Source organism: Sphingosinithalassobacter tenebrarum, assembly GCF_011057975.1.
GTDB classification, from domain to species: Bacteria; Pseudomonadota; Alphaproteobacteria; order Sphingomonadales; family Sphingomonadaceae; genus Sphingomonas; species Sphingomonas tenebrarum.
Genome location: NZ_CP049109.1, coordinates 1,106,063 through 1,125,727 on the forward strand (window position 1 = coordinate 1,106,063; position 19,665 = coordinate 1,125,727).

20 protein-coding genes are annotated in these 19,665 nt (G+C 65.1%); 9 read left to right on the forward strand and 11 right to left on the reverse strand.

All coding sequences use genetic code 11. From position 1 onward, the window contains the following. Positions 1-84: 84 nt before the first annotated feature. Both G5C33_RS05560 and G5C33_RS05565 read right to left on the reverse strand, forming a co-directional pair. Entirely contained in the window at positions 85-870 is a 786-nt protein-coding gene (locus tag G5C33_RS05560) for a 3-hydroxybutyrate dehydrogenase (RefSeq protein WP_165326308.1), read from the reverse strand. 23 nt (positions 871-893) lie between these two features. After that, on the reverse strand, positions 894-2,039 hold the full coding sequence (locus G5C33_RS05565; RefSeq protein ID WP_165326309.1) for a patatin-like phospholipase family protein: 1,146 nt from the start codon (positions 2,037-2,039) through the stop codon (positions 894-896). 185 nt (positions 2,040-2,224) lie between these two features. On the opposite strand from G5C33_RS05565, the gene ypfJ reads away from it, so the two are divergent. The 4 genes from ypfJ to G5C33_RS05585 are packed head-to-tail and all read left to right on the forward strand — an operon-like array spanning position 2,225 to position 5,047. Next, entirely contained in the window at positions 2,225-3,109 is an 885-nt protein-coding gene (ypfJ, locus tag G5C33_RS05570) for a KPN_02809 family neutral zinc metallopeptidase (protein WP_165326310.1), read from the forward strand. Between the two features lie 50 nt (positions 3,110-3,159). Further along, entirely contained in the window at positions 3,160-3,894 is a 735-nt protein-coding gene (locus G5C33_RS05575) for an alpha/beta fold hydrolase (protein ID WP_165326311.1), read from the forward strand. Then, positions 3,882-4,634, forward strand: coding sequence for a tetratricopeptide repeat protein (locus tag G5C33_RS05580; protein ID WP_165326312.1), 753 nt, complete (start codon positions 3,882-3,884; stop codon positions 4,632-4,634). The genes G5C33_RS05575 and G5C33_RS05580 overlap by 13 nt, the downstream gene beginning before the upstream one ends. Before the next feature lie 2 nt (positions 4,635-4,636). Continuing rightward, positions 4,637-5,047 carry a VOC family protein gene (locus tag G5C33_RS05585; RefSeq protein ID WP_165326313.1) on the forward strand — a complete coding sequence of 137 codons (411 nt, stop codon included), beginning with the start codon at positions 4,637-4,639 and terminating at the stop codon, positions 5,045-5,047. A 9-nt stretch (positions 5,048-5,056) separates the two neighbouring features. Here the strand turns inward: G5C33_RS05585 and G5C33_RS05590 are convergent, their stop codons facing one another. Beyond that, a complete protein-coding gene (locus G5C33_RS05590) occupies positions 5,057-6,772 on the reverse strand; it encodes a sensor domain-containing diguanylate cyclase (protein WP_165326314.1) in 1,716 nt (571 codons plus the stop codon). Between the two features lie 170 nt (positions 6,773-6,942). On the opposite strand from G5C33_RS05590, the gene gloB reads away from it, so the two are divergent. Together gloB and G5C33_RS05600 are read left to right on the forward strand one after the other, a co-directional pair. Continuing rightward, the gene (gloB, locus tag G5C33_RS05595) at positions 6,943-7,668 is read left to right on the forward strand and encodes a hydroxyacylglutathione hydrolase (protein WP_165326315.1); all 726 of its coding nucleotides are present in this window, start codon (positions 6,943-6,945) and stop codon (positions 7,666-7,668) included. Between the two features lie 40 nt (positions 7,669-7,708). Continuing rightward, positions 7,709-8,116: a hypothetical protein gene (locus tag G5C33_RS05600; protein ID WP_165326316.1), complete on the forward strand. Its 408-nt coding sequence runs from the start codon at positions 7,709-7,711 to the stop codon at positions 8,114-8,116. 69 nt (positions 8,117-8,185) lie between these two features. Here the strand turns inward: G5C33_RS05600 and G5C33_RS05605 are convergent, their stop codons facing one another. The 5 genes from G5C33_RS05605 to hslV all read right to left on the reverse strand — a co-directional run bounded on the left by G5C33_RS05605 (position 8,186) and on the right by hslV (position 12,488). Continuing rightward, positions 8,186-8,821 carry an outer membrane protein gene (locus G5C33_RS05605; protein WP_165326317.1) on the reverse strand — a complete coding sequence of 212 codons (636 nt, stop codon included), beginning with the start codon at positions 8,819-8,821 and terminating at the stop codon, positions 8,186-8,188. Positions 8,822-8,968: 147 nt separating this feature from the next. Further along, positions 8,969-10,267: an ATP-dependent protease ATPase subunit HslU gene (hslU, locus tag G5C33_RS05610; RefSeq protein WP_165326318.1), complete on the reverse strand. Its 1,299-nt coding sequence runs from the start codon at positions 10,265-10,267 to the stop codon at positions 8,969-8,971. A gap of 78 nt (positions 10,268-10,345) precedes the next feature. Beyond that, entirely contained in the window at positions 10,346-11,461 is a 1,116-nt protein-coding gene (locus G5C33_RS05615) for an FAD-dependent oxidoreductase (RefSeq protein WP_165326319.1), read from the reverse strand. A gap of 68 nt (positions 11,462-11,529) precedes the next feature. Beyond that, positions 11,530-11,913 carry a VOC family protein gene (locus G5C33_RS05620; protein WP_165326320.1) on the reverse strand — a complete coding sequence of 128 codons (384 nt, stop codon included), beginning with the start codon at positions 11,911-11,913 and terminating at the stop codon, positions 11,530-11,532. 20 nt (positions 11,914-11,933) lie between these two features. Continuing rightward, positions 11,934-12,488 carry an ATP-dependent protease subunit HslV gene (gene hslV / locus G5C33_RS05625; RefSeq protein WP_165326321.1) on the reverse strand — a complete coding sequence of 185 codons (555 nt, stop codon included), beginning with the start codon at positions 12,486-12,488 and terminating at the stop codon, positions 11,934-11,936. Between the two features lie 225 nt (positions 12,489-12,713). On the opposite strand from hslV, the gene G5C33_RS05630 reads away from it, so the two are divergent. Further along, a complete protein-coding gene (locus G5C33_RS05630) occupies positions 12,714-12,896 on the forward strand; it encodes a hypothetical protein (protein WP_165326322.1) in 183 nt (60 codons plus the stop codon). A gap of 3 nt (positions 12,897-12,899) precedes the next feature. Here G5C33_RS05630 and G5C33_RS05635 read toward each other — a convergent pair whose 3' ends face one another. After that, complete coding sequence (locus G5C33_RS05635; protein WP_165326323.1) at positions 12,900-13,313, reverse strand: holin family protein; 414 nt, start codon at positions 13,311-13,313, stop codon at positions 12,900-12,902. Between the two features lie 122 nt (positions 13,314-13,435). Continuing rightward, positions 13,436-13,975, reverse strand: a complete 540-nt coding sequence (locus G5C33_RS05640; RefSeq protein WP_165326324.1) for a glycoside hydrolase family 108 protein — start codon at positions 13,973-13,975, stop codon at positions 13,436-13,438. A 279-nt stretch (positions 13,976-14,254) separates the two neighbouring features. Here G5C33_RS05640 and G5C33_RS05645 point away from each other — a divergent pair, with 279 nt between their 5' ends. After that, the gene (locus G5C33_RS05645; protein ID WP_165326325.1) at positions 14,255-16,330 is read left to right on the forward strand and encodes a TonB-dependent receptor plug domain-containing protein; all 2,076 of its coding nucleotides are present in this window, start codon (positions 14,255-14,257) and stop codon (positions 16,328-16,330) included. Between the two features lie 160 nt (positions 16,331-16,490). Here the strand turns inward: G5C33_RS05645 and G5C33_RS05650 are convergent, their stop codons facing one another. Further along, a complete protein-coding gene (locus G5C33_RS05650; RefSeq protein WP_165326326.1) occupies positions 16,491-17,897 on the reverse strand; it encodes a helix-turn-helix domain-containing protein in 1,407 nt (468 codons plus the stop codon). Positions 17,898-18,041: 144 nt separating this feature from the next. On the opposite strand from G5C33_RS05650, the gene G5C33_RS05655 reads away from it, so the two are divergent. Further along, entirely contained in the window at positions 18,042-19,637 is a 1,596-nt protein-coding gene (locus G5C33_RS05655) for an isocitrate lyase (protein ID WP_165326327.1), read from the forward strand. Positions 19,638-19,665: the final 28 nt, after the last annotated feature.

A 19,665-nucleotide genomic window follows, 5' to 3' on the forward strand; every position in this document is an offset into this window, starting at 1 on the left:
TCTCCCCAGCCGGCCGTACCCTCTTGTCGCGCGGGAAGCGCTCGCGGTCCAGCCCCGGCCGGGGATTATGCGACGGGCCGCATGCTACTGGGCGGTCCAGCCGCCGTCGATCGACAGGTTGGTGCCGGTGATACCCGAGGCTTCGTCGCGGCAAAGATAGATGGCCAGCGCCGCGACTTCCTCGGGCTTGACGAACTGCTTGGTCGGCTGGCCGGCGAGCAGCACGTCGTTCATCACCTGCTCGCGCGTCATGCCCCGCAGCTTCATCGTGTCGGGAATCTGCTTTTCGACGAGCGGCGTCCAGACATAGCCGGGCGAAATGCAGTTGACGGTGATCCCGTCGGTCGCGGTTTCCAGCGCGACGGTCTTGGTCATGCCGGCAATGCCGTGCTTGGCAGTGACATAGGCCGATTTCCCCGGGCTGGCGGTAAGCGAATGCGCCGAGGCGGTCGAGATGATCCGGCCCCATTTCTTCGCCTTCATATGCGGCACCGCGCCGCGCATCAGATGCCAGGCCGAGGAAAGGTTGATCGCGATGATCGCGTTCCACTTTTCGATCGGGAAATCCTCGATCGCGTCGACATGCTGGATCCCGGCATTGGCGATGACGATGTCGGGGCCGCCCAGTTCGTTGTGACAGCGATCGATCATCGCATAGATTTCATCGGGTCTGGTCATGTCGGCGGCATCGTAGAGCGCGCTTGCACCGCTGTTTTCGGCCAGCGCCGCGCGCTCCTTTTCGATTTCTTCGGCATCGCCGAACCCGTTGATCATCACAGAGGCGCCCTCGGCTGCGAGTGCCTGCGCGTAAGCCAGACCTATGCCCGAGGTCGATCCGGTGATGATGGCCGACTTGCCTTTGAGAAACATGACGATGCTCCGTGCTGTGCCTGTTATTTGCGGGTGAGATCGAAGGCGGCGGATTTGCCGTCGAGGATGTTGTTGGCGATCAGCTGCGCATTGGCCATCGTCTCGGCCACCGCGGCGGTGCCGGCATGCCAGTGTTCGCGCAGCGTGCGCGCGGAAAATTCGAAGTCGCGGCTGCCGCCTTCCCAGGCATTGGCGCGATAGATGAGGTGGACGATGCTGAGCGGCGCCTCGTGCGCCAGTTCCTCCAGCAGTTTCGCGTCAGGATCGTCAGCCAGTTCGGGTGGCAGCTTGGCGAGGAGGTTGCGCACGGCCTCGCGCCGTTCGCGCAGCTGCAGCCGCTCGTCGGTGATCTGGCGGGTGCGGCTGGAAAAGCGGATTTCCTTCTCGCGCGCCAGCACGTCGGTGATCGTGTGCGGGCGGCCGCCTTGCGCCGGGAAGAGGTCGACCTGGAACACCAGCATCTCGCGATCCTGATGGTCGAGCACATGGCTGAGCGGCGTGTTCGAAACCAGCCCGCCGTCCCAATACCAGCAGCCGTCGATCTCGACCGGAGGAAGGCCCGGCGGCAATGCGCCCGAGGCCATGATATGCCGCGCGTCGAGCCGTTCCTCGGCAGTGTCGAAATAGCGGAAATTGCCGCTTTCGATATTCACCGCGCCGACCGAAAGCCGCATCGGCCCGTCGTTGAGCAGATCCCAGTCGATCAGCGCGTCGAGCGTATCGCGCAACGGCGCGCTGTCGTAGAAGCTGAGCGCCTGCATCGTACCGGGCAGCGCCATGATCGGCGGCAGCGGGCGCGGGTGAAAGAATCCGGGCACGCCGCCTGCCAGCACCGCGGCGGCAGACCATTCGTGCACCCATTCGCGCAACCGATCGTCGAGCGGAATCTGGAAATCGGGCAGCGCGCCGGTGACGCCGTCCCAGAATTGCCGCAGCCGCTCGATGCGCCGTTCGGGCGGATTGCCCGCAATGATCGCGGCATTGACCGCCCCGATGGAAATTCCCGCAACCCAGTCGATCGCGATCCCGGCATCGTCGAGCGCTTCGATCACGCCGCCCTGAAATCCGCCGAGTGCGCCGCCACCCTGCAACACTAGCGCCACGCAATCGGGCAACGGCATCGCGGCGGTGCGGCTGTGGCGCCGTTGATGGGGCTCGGCATCGGCCATGCGCGCTAGATGGCGCTTGTTGTGCGCTGCATCAACGGGCGGCGGGCTGTAGCGCGTGAAAAAGACGCATGGCGGATTGCGCTCGTCCCTTCGCGGCGACGAAACTGCGTGCCGAAAATCTCTCCGTGCAACATGCCGTCCGCTCGCGCATTGTTGCCGAAGCTCAACGACACAGGATGCCGCCGATGCGCCTCGACGATCTCGATCCGACCGAACATGCCCGCGATCTGGGACGCGGGGGCGGCGGCGGAGGAGGCATGGGGCTGCTCGGCCTTCTGCCTTTCTTCCTGGGGCGGCGGCTCGGGTGCGGGGGCATGGTCCTGCTGCTGCTCGCGATCGGCGCCTATGCCTATTTCAGCGGCGGGGTGAGCATGACCGGCGGTGGCGGATCATCGCAGGTCGGCAGCGGCGGGTTTCGCGGCTCGGAAGCGTGCAACAGCGAGGAACGGCTGTTCGCTTGTCGCGTGATGACCAGTACCGAGGACACGTGGGAAGTGCTGTTCCGCCAGGCGGGGCGCAGCTATAAGCCTGCGACGATCAATTTCTTCAGCGGCGGCGCGCAGTCGCAATGCGGCTATGCCAGCTCGGCGGTCGGCCCCTTTTATTGCCCCGCCGATGACGGCGTCTATCTCGACACCGCCTTCTTCGACGAAATGGTCCAGCGTTTCGGCGCGCGCGGCGATTTCGCGCAGGCCTATGTCATCGCCCACGAAGTCGGCCATCACGTCCAGGACCTGCTCGGCACGTCGGCGGAGATTTCGCGGCGCCAGGCCCAGGGCAGCGAGAGCGAGGCAAATGCGCTGTCGGTGCGGCTCGAACTTCAGGCGGATTGCTTCGCCGGCGTCTGGGCGGCGCGCAATCGCGACCGGCTGGAAGCGGGCGATATCGAGGAAGGCATGACCGCCGCCAATGCGATCGGCGACGATACGCTGCAGCGCCAGTCGCAGGGCCGGGTGATGCCCGACAGCTTCACGCACGGCACGTCGGAACAGCGGATGCGCTGGCTGAAGCGCGGGCTGGAAACAGGCGATCCGGCGATGTGCGATACCTTCGGCGCGGCGGCGCTGTGATTTAGCGCGCCGCCTTTCTCCTGCCATCGGCTGCCGCTAGAAGGCGCGGCATGACCGATATAGCAACGGCGCAGCGCAAGCTCGCCTATCATCTGACCGAAGGAACCGGGCCGACCATCGTCTTCCTGCCGGGCTATGCGTCCGACATGAGCGGCAGCAAGGCGCTCGCGCTGGAGGCATGGGCGAAGGCGCAGGGGCGCGGATATCTGCGGTTCGATTATTCGGGCTGCGGCGAGAGCCGGGGCGATTTCGAGGACCAGACGCTCGATAGCTGGCGCGACGACGCGCTGTCGCTGATCGACGCGCTGGTTCCCGGGCCGGTAGTGCTGGTGGGATCGTCGATGGGTGGCTGGGTGATGCTGCTCGTCGCGCTGGCCCGGCCGGAGAAGGTCGTCGGCATGGTCGGCGTCGCCGCTGCGCCCGATTTCACCGATTGGGGCTTTTCCGAGGAAAAGAAGCTGGTGCTGCTCCGCGACGGCCGGATCGAGGAGCATAGCGAGTACAGCGATCAGCCGACCGTCACCACGCGCGGCTTCTGGGAATCGGGCGAGGCCAATCGCGTGATGACCGGGCCGATTGCCTTTTCCGGCCCGGTGCGGCTGCTCCACGGCCAGCGTGACCCCGACGTGCCGTGGGAACGCAGCCTGCGCCTTGCCGAACTGTTGAGCGGAGGCGACGTGCAAACCCTGCTGATCAAGGACGGCGATCATCGGCTGTCGCGCGAACAGGACATCGCGTTGCTTAAGCGGGCGGTAAGCGATGTGGTGACGGCATGTTCGCCCTGATCCTGGCGGCGCAGGTAGCCGGTCCGCCGCCGCTGCCGACAGCCGATCGCGGCGAGGAATGCATGCGCGCGGCGGTGCAGACGCCGCGTCGCGGCGAAACGCTTGCGACGCAATGGGTGGTCGACGGCGGCGGCTTTGCCGCGCGCGAATGCCTTGGCCTCGCGCTCGCCAACCAGCAGCGCTGGCGCGACGCGGCTTCGGCGTTCAGCGCGGCTGCGGATGCGGCAGGCGAGGAAAATCCCGCGCGCGCGGCGAATCTGTGGGCGCTCGCCGGAAACGCCTGGCTTGCCGAAGGGAATGTCGCCCGGGCGACCGCAGCGCTCGACCGGGCGATCGCAATCGACGCGCTGAAGGGACCCACGCTGGGGCAGACCTATCTCGATCGGGCGCGGGCGCGCGTCGCTTCCGGGAGCGACGCCGGCGCGCGCGAGGACCTCGATCAGGCGGTACGGCTTGCGGCGGACGATCCCTTCGCCTGGCTGCTTTCGGCGACGCTGGCGCGGCGCACGGGCGACTTGCCGCGCGCGCATCGCGATATCGCGCGCGCGGCGGAACTGGCGCCGAACGACCCTGCCGTCCAGCTCGAACGCGGCAACATCGCCGCGCTCAGCGGTGACGCGCACGGCGCGCGGCTGGCCTGGGAGCAAGTCATCACGCTGGCCCCCGGCACTGCCCGCGCCGCCGCCGCGCGACAGGCGCTGCAGCAATTCGACACACCCCCCGAAAGCCAGGACGAATAGCCATGCAGTATCTCCACACGATGATCCGGGTCACCGATCCCGATGCCACCATCGCCTTCTTCAACCTGCTGGGGCTTGAGGAGACGCGGCGGTTCGACAGTGAGCAGGGGCGGTTCACGCTGATCTATCTTGCCGCCCCGGGCGATGATGCGGAAGTAGAACTGACCCATAACTGGGACCCGGAAGAATATTCGGGCGGCCGCAATTTCGGCCATATCGCCTATCGCGTCGACGACATCTACGAAACCTGCCAACGGCTGATGGACGGCGGCGTAACAATCAATCGCCCACCGCGCGACGGGCATATGGCGTTCGTGCGCACGCCCGACGGCATTTCGATCGAATTGCTGCAGGACGGTACACTCGACCCGGCCGAGCCCTGGATGTCGATGCCCAATATCGGGAGCTGGTAAGCCCTGCGGTCAGGCCGCGGCGGAGGATCGCTTTTCCGCTGCTGCCTTTTGCCGCATCGCATAGTCGAAATGGCCGCTGTAGAGCCGGTTCCGACCGCTTTTCTTGGCGTCGTAGAGCAGCGTGTCGGCGGCCTTGCAGGCGGCTTCGAAAACTTCGCCGCCTTCGAGGCGCGCCAGCCCCATGCTCGCGGTCACCGGGCTGTCCAGCCCGGGCACGTCGCGCGCGACATGGGCGGTGATCGCCTGACGCAGCCGTTCGGCATCGGCCAGCGGATCGGGGCCGTACAGGAGCAGCGCGAATTCCTCGCCGCCCATGCGCCCGGCGAGATGCCGGGGAATGGTGCTCAATGCACGCGCGACCGATTTGAGCACAAGATCGCCGATGTCATGGCCGTGGCGATCATTGACGTGCTTGAAATGGTCGAGGTCGATCAGCGCCAGCGCCGTCGGGCGCGGGGCGTTGCGGAACCGGCGTTCGACGGCACGGCGATTGCCGATGCCGGTCAGCGGGTCGGTATCGGCGAGATGCTCCATCGTGCGGGCCAGTGCCAGCGCGTGATCGCGGTCGCGACGGATCGACAGGAACCGGTCGGCGACGCCGAGCGCGGTGACGACCGTTTCGAACGCCAGCCCGACATAGACGGCGTAGCTCATCCAGTCCGGCGCTGAATAGAAGCCGAAGGCGCGCAGCCAGCGATCGGCGAAGAAGATGAGCGTCAGGCTCCATGCCGCCGCCAGGAAGCGCGCGGGACGGCTGCCCCGCATCAGCCCGTGCGCCAGCGCGACGATGCAGGTGAGCAATACCAGCCCCAGGCTGGTATCGTGGAGAAGGTCGTAGTTGGCGACGGCCCCGAGATCGAGAATGCCGAGCAGCAGTCCGGTAGTGAGGGCAAGCAATGCCGCTCCCTTTATCAGCACGCGCATCGGCCGACCCAGTCCGCCCTCCGTCAGATAATGCGCCGCGAACTGCATTGCCGATGCAATGGCGAGAATGAAGCTCCACAGATGCAGTGACCAGCGCAGCGACGTCGGAATCCCCGGAAAGATCACGACGACGAGCCCCGAAGAGATGAAGATGTAGAAAAGCGAGCACGACGCCATTGCCAGGTGCCAGAAGAGGAACCGCTCGCGCAGCACCAGCAGGAAGGCGAGGTCGTACAGGATCGGTACCGCCACCAGCCCGCACAGCAGCGCGAAGAGCAACGCCACGTCATAATCGTGCGCCGCCACCTGCGCCGTGGGAACGATCGTCAGATTGGCCAGCATGTCGGACGAATTGGCGTCGTCGACCGACATGACGATCCGCCGCACCGGCGCGCCTTCGGGCCCGGCTTCCAGCGGCAGCGTCATGCGGCCGCCGGCGATCCAGTTGCGTTGGGCGATGCCGCTGTCCCACTGTCGCGAAGACCAATGGCCGTCGGCATATTGGACATGCACCGCGACGGCGGAAAAATCCGTGAACTTGGTCCGCAGCGAGACCGGCGCATCGAATCCGACCGGCGTTTCGAAATCGATCACCGTCCATTGTCGCGCACCTGGCTGGCTGCCCGGCGCGGCGCAGGAATGGGCGGCCCGTTCGCGCAGCGCATCGGTCAGGCCGGCGCTCTTGTCGGTGGCCACGCCGCACCCGTCGCGCCCGATCGGATGCTCCGCCCGGGCGGCGGAAATGCCGGTCAGGAAAAGCGCGATCAGCAGCGCAGCGAGGAAAGACGAAATCCGACGCACAACGCCCGCCTACGCAGCACTGCTTTCCGATCGGTTAACCGTGTCTCCCGGCGCGGTGATTTGACGTGTTTTGGGGACCGCTGGATCAAAAAAGTCGCGATCCCGCCCCGGTGCGTTGGCATCGCGGGGCAATTCCCCCTAGACCGGGCAGCAGCCAGAGGGAGGAAGTCATGGAAGTCGTTTGCATCCCCGTCCTCAACGATAACTACGTCTGGCTGGTCCACGAACCGGAAAGCCGCGAGACGATGGTGGTCGATCCCGCCGTGGCCGACCCGGTGCTCGAGGCCGCCGCAGCGCGGGGCTGGCGGATCTCGGCGATCTGGAACACGCACTGGCACCCCGATCACACCGGCGGCAACGCGGCGATCAAGGTGGCGACCGGTGCGAGCGTGATCGCCCCGGCGGCCGAGGCGGAAAGGATTCCGACCGCCGACCGGCTGGTCGCCGAAGGCGATACGGTGCGCCTCGGCACCGCGACGGCGACGGTGCTGGAAGTGCCCGCGCATACCGCCGGCCACATCGCCTATCATTTCCCCGATCAGAAAATGCTCTTCATCGGTGACACGCTGTTCGCGATGGGGTGTGGCAGGCTGTTCGAAGGAACCGCGGCGCAGATGTTCGCCAATATGCGGCGGCTCTCTGCGCTTCCGCCGGAAACCACGGTATATTGCGCGCACGAATATACCCAGGCAAACGGCCGGTTCGCGCGTGTCGCTGAGCCCGACAATGCCGCCATCGCCGATCGCGTGGTCGCGGTCGATGCCGCGCGCGCGACGGGCGAGCCGACGGTGCCGACCAGCATCGCGCTGGAGCTGGAGACCAATCCCTTCATGCGCGCCGCAGATGCGGAAACACTGGCGCAACTTCGCGAAGCGAAGGATAACTTCGCCGGCTAGAGTCGTTCGACTCGCGAGTAGCCATTCAGGGAGTTTCGCCATGTATCGTGCGATTGCCGTTTCCGCTTCGTTGCTGTTCGCCGCCGCCTGTGCGCCCGTTGCGGGCGAAGGCGGCTCGACCAGCTATTCCGAACGCCAGGCGCAGAAACTGGCCGCCGCGCTTGAAGGCATGCAGCCGGGCGAAACGCGCCGCTGCATCGACAAGGTACGCATTTCCCGAGTCGAGGGCGTGGGCGGCAAGCTGTTGTTCGAACAGGGGCGCGACCGCGTCTATGTCGCCGATATCACCGGCTGTCCCGGTGCCTCGCGCGACGATCTGATCGTTTTCGAAACCCTCAATGGCAGCAGTTATTGCGAGAAGGACACGGTGCGGACCGTCTCGCGCTCGGGTGGCATGCTCACCGGAAGCTGCACGCTGGGTGCGTTCACCGAGTATCGCCGTCCCTGACACGGCGGCCTGATCGGGCCGAACCCGCCCCGGAGGCGCCGGCAAGCGCCCCCGGAGCGGAATGCCAGATCAGAAGCGGGCGCCGAGGCCCAGAACGATCTGCGTGTTGGTGCGGGCATAGCCGATGCCGGTGCCGAACACTTCGAACTCGCCGAGATCCTGATAGCGCATCTCGACACGGCCGAAGAGCGTCTTCTTGCCGTATTCGGCCCCCAGTCCGACGCGGAAGCCGGACTTGGTCTGGTCCTCCTCGAGCACGAACGGCGCGGCGGGATCATCATAGGTGAAGGTCGTCGACGAACTGACATAGCCGCCCTTGACGTAAAGCAGGGTCGGGCCGCTGGTGATGCCGACGCGCGCCCCGGCATAGATGTCGCCGTCCGATTCAAACCGGAATTCGTCGCCGAGGAACAGCAGATCGGGTACAGAAACCGAAACCTGCGACTTGCTGTATTCCGCTTCGACGCCGATCACCAGCCCGCTGTCGGTGGCATAGTCATAGCCGATCGAACCGCCGTACAGAAAGTCGCGCTCGGTGCCCGAATCGTTGTTTTCCTGAAGCGTGAACACGTCGATACCGGCGAACGCGGCAACCCACGGGCCGTTGAACTGCTTTTCGGCCGTCCGGCCGCCTTCCGACTGTGCGAATGCCGGACAGGCGACTGCAAGCAGCGCCAGCACCGGCGCCGCAAGATACTTCTTCATTGATGTACCCCCAAAAGATGCCCTGGATCGGGCGGGAGGCAAATACCGGGTAAATGGGTATTGGGGAAGATGTCTTGAACAGCATCGGTACCGTTGCGGCGAATATTTGCCTGTTCTGTTCGCAGCAACGGGGTTTCTGCTTGTCGCTTACAGCACGTACCGGCTGAGATCGGTGTTGCGCGCGATGCTGGAAAGCTGGTCCTCGACATAGGCCGCATCGACCGTCAGCGTTTCGCCAGTGCGGTTTTCCGCCTCGAAGCTGATTTCCTCGAGCAGCTTTTCCATCACCGTCTGCAGGCGGCGCGCGCCGATATTCTCGACTTCGGCATTCACTTCGGCGGCGATTTTCGCGACCGCGCGGATGCCGTCCTCGGTGAAGTCTACCGTCACCCCTTCGGTGCCGATCAGCGCCTTGTACTGTTGCGGCAGCGCGGCCTTGGTGTCGGTGAGGATCGAGACGAAATCGGCCTCGGTCAGCGCCGAAAGCTCGACGCGGATCGGCAGGCGGCCCTGAAGTTCGGGGAGCAGGTCGCTCGGCTTGGCGACGTGGAAGGCGCCCGACGCGATGAACAGGATATGGTCGGTCTTCATCGGCCCGTATTTGGTCGCGACCGTGGTCCCTTCGATCAGCGGCAGCAGGTCGCGCTGCACGCCCTCGCGGCTCACCGAGCCGCCGCTGCGGCCCTCGCTCAGCGCGATCTTGTCGATTTCGTCGAGGAAGACGATGCCGTTGGCTTCGGCGTCGGCAATCGCGACGCGGCTGACTTCGTCCTGGTCGAGCCGCTTTTCGGCTTCCTCGTCGACCAGCTTGTCCCAGGCCGAACGGACGGTGAGCTTGCGGCGCTTCATCGGCGGGCCGCCGAACGCCTTGCCCATCATCTCGCCCAGATTGATCATCTGCGCGCCGCCGCCGGGGATTTCGAACGGCATTTGCTGGGCCTGTTCGAGCTCGATCTCGATTTCCTTGTCGTCGAGAATGCCCTCGTCGAAGCGCTGCTTGAACGCTTCCCGGGTCGCCGTCGAGCTGTCCTTGCCGGTCAGCGCGTCGAGCAGCCGGTCCATAGCCGCGCCCTCGGCGGCTTCGCGCACGGCGGAACGGCGGCGGTCCTTTTCGAGGCGGATCGCCTCTTCGACCAGATCGCGGGCGATCTGTTCGACGTCGCGCCCGACATAGCCGACTTCGGTGAACTTGGTCGCCTCGACCTTCACGAACGGCGCATCGGCCAGCTTGGCGAGGCGGCGGCTGATCTCGGTCTTGCCGCAGCCGGTGGGGCCGATCATCAGGATGTTCTTGGGCGTCACCTCGTCGCGCAGGTCGGGCGCCAGCTTCTGGCGGCGCCAGCGATTGCGCAGCGCGACGGCGACGGCGCGCTTGGCGTCCTTTTGCCCGATGATGTGCGCGTCGAGCGCGGAAACAATGGCTTTGGGAGTGAGGGTGTCGTTCATTCGCTCTGCTGGGAAAGGGGCGGGAAACCGCCGCCCGGGTGAATCATGCACGCCGATATTGGGATGCGCGCGCGCCGATCAAGCCGGGCAGCGCAGATCGGCGTGGAGGCGGCGGTGCCCGTCGATGATGCGGGCGATGTCCGCGTCCTGCGGCGTCGCGTCCCATTGGCCTGTCTCGAAGGTGCCGCCGAGCAGGATGCCGTCGGGGCGCGGGAACATGTATCCGAACCGGCCGGTATAGGCGTATTCGATCTCGGGCTGGGGCAGCAGGATGGCGAGCTGGCCGCGCGCAGGTGTCATGCCGGTATCGCCGAACAGGTTGTGCGAGCCGAGGCCGGTGCAATTGAACACCAGGCTTTCCGGCAGTTCTGCGAGTTGCCCGGGCGCGGTGAATTTGCGGCGCGCGATGGCGCCGCCGGCGATGCGGAAATCGCGGATCAACTGGCGCAGATAGCGGCCGGTTTCGACGTACATCGTCGTGAAACGCGCGGCGCGATCGATCGGAAAGGGATGCTGCGCGCGCGTCAGCTCGTGATTTTCGGGCGGGAAGGTGGGCAGCAGCTGCCGCTCGGTGCCGCCGAGATTATAAGTGGGAAGCCAGCGTATTCCGTACGCGTCGCCGATCATCAGCTGAAAGCGGCGCCAGCTGTAATCGGCGGCGGCGAGGAATTGCGCGCGCCATTGCGGCGTCACCGAATCGCGGTCGAAATGGCCATAGGGATGCCATTGCCCGCCGGCGATGTTCGACGTCGTGGCGGGCGGCAAGTCGTCGGTGTAGATGGTGACGGCAAAGCCCGCATCCTGCACCAGCCGCGCGGTCGAGAGCCCCATCACGCCGCAACCGATCACCGCGACCGGCCCGGTGTGGCCGGGCAGGCCGAGATCGACCGCCAGCCGCGACGTGCCCCAGCTCAGTGTGATCCCCGCGCCGCCATGCCCGTAATTATGGACGAGCGCGGTGTCGCCGAGCGTGTCGCGGCGGACGACGAAGCCCGATTTGCGATAGGGGCGCAGGCCCGCGACAGCGCGAATCATCCGATCCGGCGAGGCCTTTACCGGGGGCAGGCACAGCCCGCGCGCCGCCGTCGAAGCCGCGCTTTCGGGCCGTGTAGTGGCGCAGCCCGGCAGCGCGAGCGCGGCCAGACCGGCGGCGACGGCTCTGCGATCGAGTTGCGGGAAGGGGGCAGGGCGCATCGTGCGATCCTATGCGAAGCTGGCGGGAAGGGAAGTACCGCGCCTCCGCAGCGCGAAGGAGGGAGGCGTCATGCCCATCCGCCATAGGGGCGGGTGATGACTTCCAGCAGGTGATTGTCGGGGTCGGGAAAATAGACGCCGCGACCCCCGTCATTATGATTGATCTCGCCCCGGCGCTGTTGGCCTGGATCCGCCCAATAGGGGAGCTGCCTTTCCCGGATGCGCGCGAACACGGCATCGAAATCGGCCTCTTCAATCAGAAAGGCGTAATGCTGTTGCTGGATCGTTTCCTGCGTCCGGGCGAAATCGAGCTGGACGGCGTTGTCGAGCGCCACGACATGGAAATGGCCGAATCGGACCGGCTCGGGCCGGCCCAGGATTTCGGCCAGGAATCGGGCGGATGCCGCCGGGTCCGATGCCCAGACGATGCTGTGGTTCAGTTCGATCGCCATGCAGCCTCCCGCGTCGCGCTTCAGCTATCGCTGTCGAGGATTTCCACAGTCAGATTCTCGTTCGTATAGACACAGATGTCGGCGGCGATCTGCATCGCCTTGCGCGCCAGCTTCTCCGCATCGGGTTCATACTCGACCAGTGCACGGGCCGCCGACAGCGCGTAATTTCCGCCCGATCCGATCGCGGCGATGCCCGCTTCGGGTTCGAGCACGTCGCCATTGCCGGTGATGATCAGCGTGATGTCCTTGTCGGCGACGATCAGCATCGCTTCCAGATTGCGCAGATATTTGTCGGTCCGCCACTCCTTGGCGAGCTCGACCGCGGCGCGCAGCAATTGGTGATGGTGCCGCTCCAGCTTGGCCTCGAGACGCTCGAACAGCGTGAAGGCATCGGCGGTGGCGCCGGCGAAGCCCGCAATCACCTTGCCGTCGCCCAGCGGGCGTACCTTGCGGGCATTGGGTTTCATCACCGTCTGGCCCTGCGTCACCTGGCCATCGCCGGCGATCACGACCTTGCCCGATTTGCGCACGGATAAAATGGTGGTGCCGTGCCACACCGCTGACTTGTCACTCATGCCCGCGCATATGGGATGGCAATGCGCCGCGCGCAAACCCGGCCGGCGAGCCGGGGAAATGATGCGTCAGCGAAACAAAGTTACGGGAATTTTAAGTCGGACCCCGTAATGATCCCAAGTGGCGGGGCCTTCAGGAGGTGGTATTTCAAAGATGCTTCGCGGTTCCCGGGACGCTTTTGTCCTATAAAAATGGAAGGGATCGAGCGAAGCGCGTGGAGAGAAGCGATGTCCTACGAATGGCTTGCGATCAAGGATCAGGGCGCGATGGCGATGGATTGCGATATGGCGCAGCTCGCCGATTTCGGTGGTGAGACGGAAAAGCGCGAAGGAACCGCATTGCGCGGCATCCTCTTCGCGCTTCCCATCGGTATCGCCGCCTGGGCGCTGTTGCTGCTGCCTTTTCTGTGATCGCTACTTTTCGACGCCCTTGATCTTCCCCCACTGGCGCGCGGCGGTATAGCCGAGATAGCCGGTGCCGAAGAGGGCGTAGAGCGGCTCGGGAATGCCCGACAGATAGGCGTTCATGCCCTGGGCGATGCTTTGCGCCGTTTCGGGCCTGACGGCAGCGATCAGCCCCATCGGAATCGCCCAGAGCAGCAGCACGTACATCACATAGAGGAAGCTGGGCCGCGCCCGGCTGGTCCAGGGGTCGGCCGACTGGGCCTCGGCGACGATCGCCGACAGGCGCGTGCGCACGGTTTCGAGTTCCTGGCTTCCTTCGAGCCGGAGTAGTTCAAGCTTCGCGCGGTCGCGCGCCTCGGGATCGGGAATGATCTTGTCGATCAGGCCGGTGATCGGGCCGAGCAGGCCATCGAGTAAACCCATCTGGTGTCTCCTCTATTGCGGCGGATTGCCGCGGTAAGTTCGCACAGAGTCGCAACGCAACATGCGCACGCGCACGCGCACGCGTACGCGTACGCGTGCGCGTGCGCGTGCGAGCGACGGTTTCAGTCCAGCCGATTGGCGAGCCAGCCATAGACGAAGGCTTCATTGGCGGGGCGGCGTTCCGCGAGCGCGAGATAGCGTTCGCCCTGCAGCGCATCGACGGCCTTGCGCAGCACCGCCTCACTCGCCGGGCCGCGCGTTTCGAGAAAGCGGTCGAGCGCCGCGAGCGTTTTCGGTCCGATGCTGCCGTCGCGTACCAGATCGGCGAAATCAGCTGCGTTGCGATTGAGCGCGTTGAGGGCGCGCTGGAGAAATCCCGTCGCGATCTGGGGCCCCATGTTGACGCCGGTGTCGAACAGTTCCTCCGCAAGCGCGGGCGCGCGTTCGGCAATCCGGTCGAACCCCGGCGCTTCCCAATAAAGCCGGCGATAGATCGCGGCCGCGCTGCTTTTCGGCATGGTGCGCATGGAGCCGTCATAGCCTTCGGCGCGCGCCACCGCCTCGGTGATCCCCCAATTGGTCGGGCCGCCCCGATCCGCCGGGTGGTCCACAAACCCGCCTTCGCGCGCGATCAGCGCATCGATCATCGCTTTCACCGTCATCTTGACCTCCGGTCGCCTCGAACGACTCGGAAATAACCCATATGGTTATTTGTAGGACAGAGATATTTTCCCGTTCAATGGGCGGTGCGCTATTTGCGCCGCACCGGAGCAAAAAAATACGGGCGGGTCTGGCCGCGCCTTGTCGATGCTGTAATGTATTGGGCTAACCGGAAAAGATCGGCGCAAAGTCGCATCGGGTCGCGCAAGTTGCGGGAGTGCCGGCCGCCCTTGATCAGGGGCGCGGCAGGGCAACTCCAAAGGGGGAAGGGAAGGCGCGCGTTGGGGGAGTATCGGCGTATTGCGTGGCTCGCATCGGCCGTGCTGGTCGTGGGGGCAGCTCCGGCATATGGGCAGGATTCCCTGCCGGCGCCGGTCGACAATGCACTGGTACAGGAAGAGCCGTCCGCCGAGGATCATGGCGTCCTCGTCTATGACCAGGCCTTTTTCGCCGGCTACAGCCCCGCCACCGCCTATGACATGATCGATCGTATTCCCGGCTTTTCGCTCGACGTCGGCAGTTCGTCGACTCGCGGTCTGGCGGGTGCGGCAGGCAATGTGCTGATCGACGGTGACGTGCCTGCGTCGAAAAGCGATCGTATCGACGAGATACTGGCCCGTATGCCGGCGTCCAATGTCGAGCGGATCGAACTGGTGCGCGGCGGTGCGCCGGGGATCGACATGCACGGCTATGCGGTGGTCGCCAATGTCGTGAGAAAGCGCGCGGCGACCAGCCAATGGGTCACCGATCTCAACAGCTACATCTATCCCGACGGTGGCGTCGGGCCGCAGGCGCGGCTCACCTATACGCGCAGCGAAGGCGAACGGCAGACGCAGTTCTCGATCTACGGGACGCGCGACCGGACGGGAACGACTTCGCACGGATCGCGCGTACGGACCGACGTGGCGGGCAACCTCATCCAGAGCGCCGATCTCGATACGCGCGACCGCATTTACGGCATCAATCTGCGCGGAACGATCGTGCGGCCGACCGGGGGCGGCGGCAAGCTGCGGCTCAACGCGCTGGTCGGCCTCGACACCAGCGACATCCGGCAGGATTTCACTGTCGTCGCGGGCAGCGGCGCGAACGAGCATAACGAAGCGAGCGACCGCGACTGGAGCGGCGAACTGGGTGCGACCTGGTCCAGGCCTATCGGCGGCGATTTCGAAATCGAACTGACCGGGCTGCAGCGGCTGGGACGCTATCTCTATGATCAGCAATCGGCCTCGGGCGGGCGCGTCGCTGATTTTTCGCTGCGCTCGACCTCGGGCGAAAGCGTCGGCCGCGCGATCCTGCGCTACAAGCCCGAGGAGGAATGGGCGTTCGAGGGCGGCGGCGAAATCGCGTACAACTTCCTCGACAGCACCACCGGCTATCTGAGCAACGGCGCGCGCGTCGCATTGCCGAACGAATCGGTCTATGTCAGCGAATTGCGCGGCGAAGGCTTCGTACAGGCGACATGGAAGGCAGGCGATTCGCTGACGCTCGAAGCCGGCGTGCGCGCCGAGGTCTCGCGGATCGCCCAGAACGGTGACACCGACCAGAGCAAGAGCTTCTTCTACCCCAAGCCGCGGCTGCAACTCACCTGGGTGCCCGGCGAAGGCCACCAGGTCCGGCTGCGTTACGAACATGTCCTCGGGCAGCTCGATTTCGATGATTTCGTCGCGTCGAGCGAAATCGAACTGGGGACCGTGGCGGGTGGAAACGCCGATCTGAAGCCGCAGCAAACGACGGTTTACGAAGCGAGCTATGAATATCGTTTCTGGGGCAAGGGCGTGGTTTCCGCACTGTATCAGCACTACGAATATGAGGATATCGTCGATTTCATCCCCTTGACCGACGGCTATGACGCGGTCGGCAATATCGGATCGGGGTCGGGCGATTTCCTCGAAACCAGCGCGACGCTTCCGTTCGACAGGCTGGGGCTGAAGGGCGTCCAGCTCTATCTGCGCGCCGCGTGGTACTGGACGCGAGCGACCGACCCGCTGACGGGGGAGAGCCGCCGGATTTCGGGCACCAGCGCGTTCGGTTGCGCGGTCAATCTGAACCACGATATCGATGACGGGCGCTGGTCGTGGGGCGTTCAGCACGGATGCGATGTCGACAAGTCGACCACCTATCGGGTGCGCGAGTTTCGCGACTATCGGCTGCCGCCGCTGGTTACGGTCTATGTCCAGTGGAAGCCGACGTCCGACTGGACGATCCGGCTGGAGGGCGGGAACGTGACCGATGTGACCGAAACCTATGTCCGCGACATTTATTCGGGGCCGCGCAATAACGCGCCCCTGCTCTATCGCGAGCGGCGCGAGACGCAGTTCGATCCGTGGCTGTACTTGAAGATCCGCAAGCGATTGTAGGACAGCTGCCCCGTTTGCGCTGAGCTTGTCGAAGCCTGTCCTGAGCGACTGCCGCAGGCAGGCAGTCGAAGGGCGCCGTTCTTCTTCCGACACAACGGTGGAAAAGAAAGAGCAGGGCTTCGACAAACGCAGCCCGAACGGGGATATGCGTCCGGCGCTATCATTCCACCGACACCGCGAAGGGTTCGTTGGCGTCGAGATAATCGTCGCGGTTGATCTCGCGGCCGATCGGCGGCGCGGCGCGGGCGAGGCAATGGGCGCGCTGGCACAGGCGGCAGCCGACGCCGATCGGCGTGGCGCGATCGGGCGAGAGCGACGGATCGGCGCGGGTATAGACCAGCTTGTCGGCATGTTCCTGTGCGCAGGCGAGCGCCACGGCGCGTTCGACCTTCGGCGCGCCGAAACTGCCGCCGCCGGCATCGACGGTGCGCGCGATCGAGAAGAAGCGCTGGCCGTCGGGCAGTTCCACCCATTGGGTGACGATCCGGCGCGGGCTGGCGAAGACGCGGTGAAGCGACCAGAGCGGACAGCCGCCGCCGTGCCGCGCGAAGGGAAAGCCCGCGCCATCCAGGCGCTTGAGCACATTGCCCGCCGGATCGACCTTGATGAAGAAGAAGGGCACGCGCTCCTGCCCCGGCCGGTGGAGCGTGGTCAGGCGATGCGCGGTCTGTTCGTAGCTCGCGCCGAAATGGCGGGCGAGCGCTTCGATGTCATAGCCGCGCGTTTCGGCCTCGCGGGCGAAATCGGCATAGGGCATCATCCATGCGCCGGCGGCATAGCGGGCGAGCGCCTTGCGCAGCAGGCGGCGGCCATTGTCGGTATCGAAACTCGCTTCGGCGATCAGCGCCTCGATCGCGTCGCGCAGTTCGAGATAGACGAGCTGGAGCCCGAGCTGAAACGTCGCGCTCGACCGGTCGAGCGTGTCGGAGAGCCAGATTTCCTCGCGATGGCGATCATAGCGGCGGACGAGGCCCATCATCAGATCGGGGCCGAAGCGGCGCACGCGCAGCCGGTGCTTTTCCTTGAGATAGGCCACGGCGCCGTCATAGCCGGGGGCAAGCTCGGCGAGCCGCCCGGCTGCGTCGTCGAGCGCGGGAAAGCAATTGCGTCGCGCGGTGAGGAAACGGCGTGCCTCACCCACCGGATCGGGCGCGTCGCTTTCGCCGCTGCCTTCGGCCTGGCGGTCGGCAAAGGCGAGCTGCTCCTCGCGATAGGTCGTGTAGAGCCGCAGCAGCGCCTCGGAAATGCCGGGAAAGCTGGTCGCGCAATCGCTGACTTCGAGCGGCGGTAAATCGATATCGGCGAAGATCGGGTCCTTCAGCAGCCCCTGCAGCCGCGATGCGGTTTCGGCGCCGCCATCGTCGGCGAAGGTGCCGATATCGACCTTGTAGGTCCTCGCCAGCCGCAACAGCATGTCGGCGGTGAAGGGCCGCTGATTGCGTTCGAGCAGCGCGACATAGCTGGGCGAGATCTCCAGATCGGTCGCCATCTGCCCCTGCGTCAGCCCCAGCTCGCGGCGGAACCGCTTGAGCCGCGGGCCCATATAGATCGACTTGCTATTGGCCATTTCTCAAGCCCTTGTGAGTGCTGCACAACTTTACAAGCAAATTCTGTAAAGTTTGACAAGATGACCGCGAAACCCCTCCCGGCGGCGCAACCATCGGCCTAGCTCGGCGTCTCACCCTTCACGCGTTTCAACATGAGGCCAGTCATGAGCTACCGCACGATCACCGCCGAAGCCGACAAGACGATCGGCACCCACGCCAACTGGGGCGGCATCGAAGCCGAGGCGGTCGCGCGGATGCGGCTGCAGAACCGGTTTCAGACCGGGCTCGACATTGCCCGCTACACCGCGAAGATCATGCGGCAGGACATGGCGGCCTATGACGCCGATCCGGCCAACTACACCCAGTCGCTCGGCTGCTGGCATGGCTTTATCGGCCAGCAGAAGATGATTTCGATCAAGAAGCATTTCGGATCGACCAAGGGCCGCTACCTCTATCTCTCCGGCTGGATGGTCGCCGCGCTGCGCAGCGAATTCGGGCCGCTGCCCGACCAGTCGATGCACGAAAAGACCAGCGTCCCTGCACTGATCGAGGAGCTCTACACCTTCCTGCGTCAGGCCGATGCGCGCGAGCTGGGGATGCTGTTCCGCAGCCTCGACACCGCGCGCAGCAATGGCGACGAGATGGAGGTCAAGCGGCTCGAATCGGCGATCGACAATTACGAGACGCATGTCGTGCCGATCATCGCCGATATCGATGCCGGTTTCGGCAATGCTGAGGCGACCTATCTGCTCGCCAAGAAGATGATCGAGGCCGGCGCCTGCGCGCTGCAGATCGAGAACCAGGTGTCCGACGAGAAGCAGTGCGGCCATCAGGACGGCAAGGTGACGGTGCCGCACGAGGACTTTCTCGCGAAGATCCGCGCCTGCCGCTATGCCTTCATGGAACTGGGCATCGAGGACGGAGTCATCGTCGCCCGCACTGACTCGCTCGGCGCGGGGCTGACCAAGCAGATCGCGTTCAGCAGCGAGCCGGGCGATCTGGGCGACCAGTATAACGCCTTCCTCGATTGCGAGGAAGTCAGCCTCACCGATCTCAAGTCGAGCGATGTCGTAATCGCCCGCGACGGCAAGCTGATGAAGCCCAAGCGGCTGCCCTCGAACCTGTTCCAGTTCCGCAAGGGCTCTGGCGAGGATCGGGTGGTGCTCGATTGCATCACGTCGCTTCAGAACGGCGCCGACCTGCTGTGGATCGAGACCGAGAAGCCGCATGTCCAGCAGATCGCCGGGATGGTGAACCGTATCCGCGACGCCGTGCCCGACGCAAAGCTGGTCTACAACAACTCGCCCTCGTTCAACTGGACGCTCAATTTCCGCCAGCAGGTGTTCGATGCCTGGACCGAGGAAGGCAAGGATGTTTCAGCCTATGACCGCGACCGGCTGATGAGCGTCGATTATGACGGCTCGGAGTTGGCGGTCGAAGCGGACAAGCGCATCCAGAGCTTCCAGCGCGACGCCGCGGCGCAGGCGGGGATTTTCCATCACCTGATCACGCTGCCGACCTATCACACCGCCGCGCTGTCGACCGACAATCTGGCGAAGGAATATTTCGGTGCCGAAGGCATGCTCGGCTATGTCCGCAACGTCCAGCGCAAGGAAATCCGCGAGGGCATTGCCTGCGTGAAGCACCAGAATATGGCCGGCTCCGACATCGGCGATGATCACAAGGAATATTTTGCGAAGGAAGCCGCGCTCAAGGCGGGTGGCGAACACAATACGATGAACCAGTTCGCCGCCGCCTGAACCGAAATCGGGGGGAGAGGATACCACC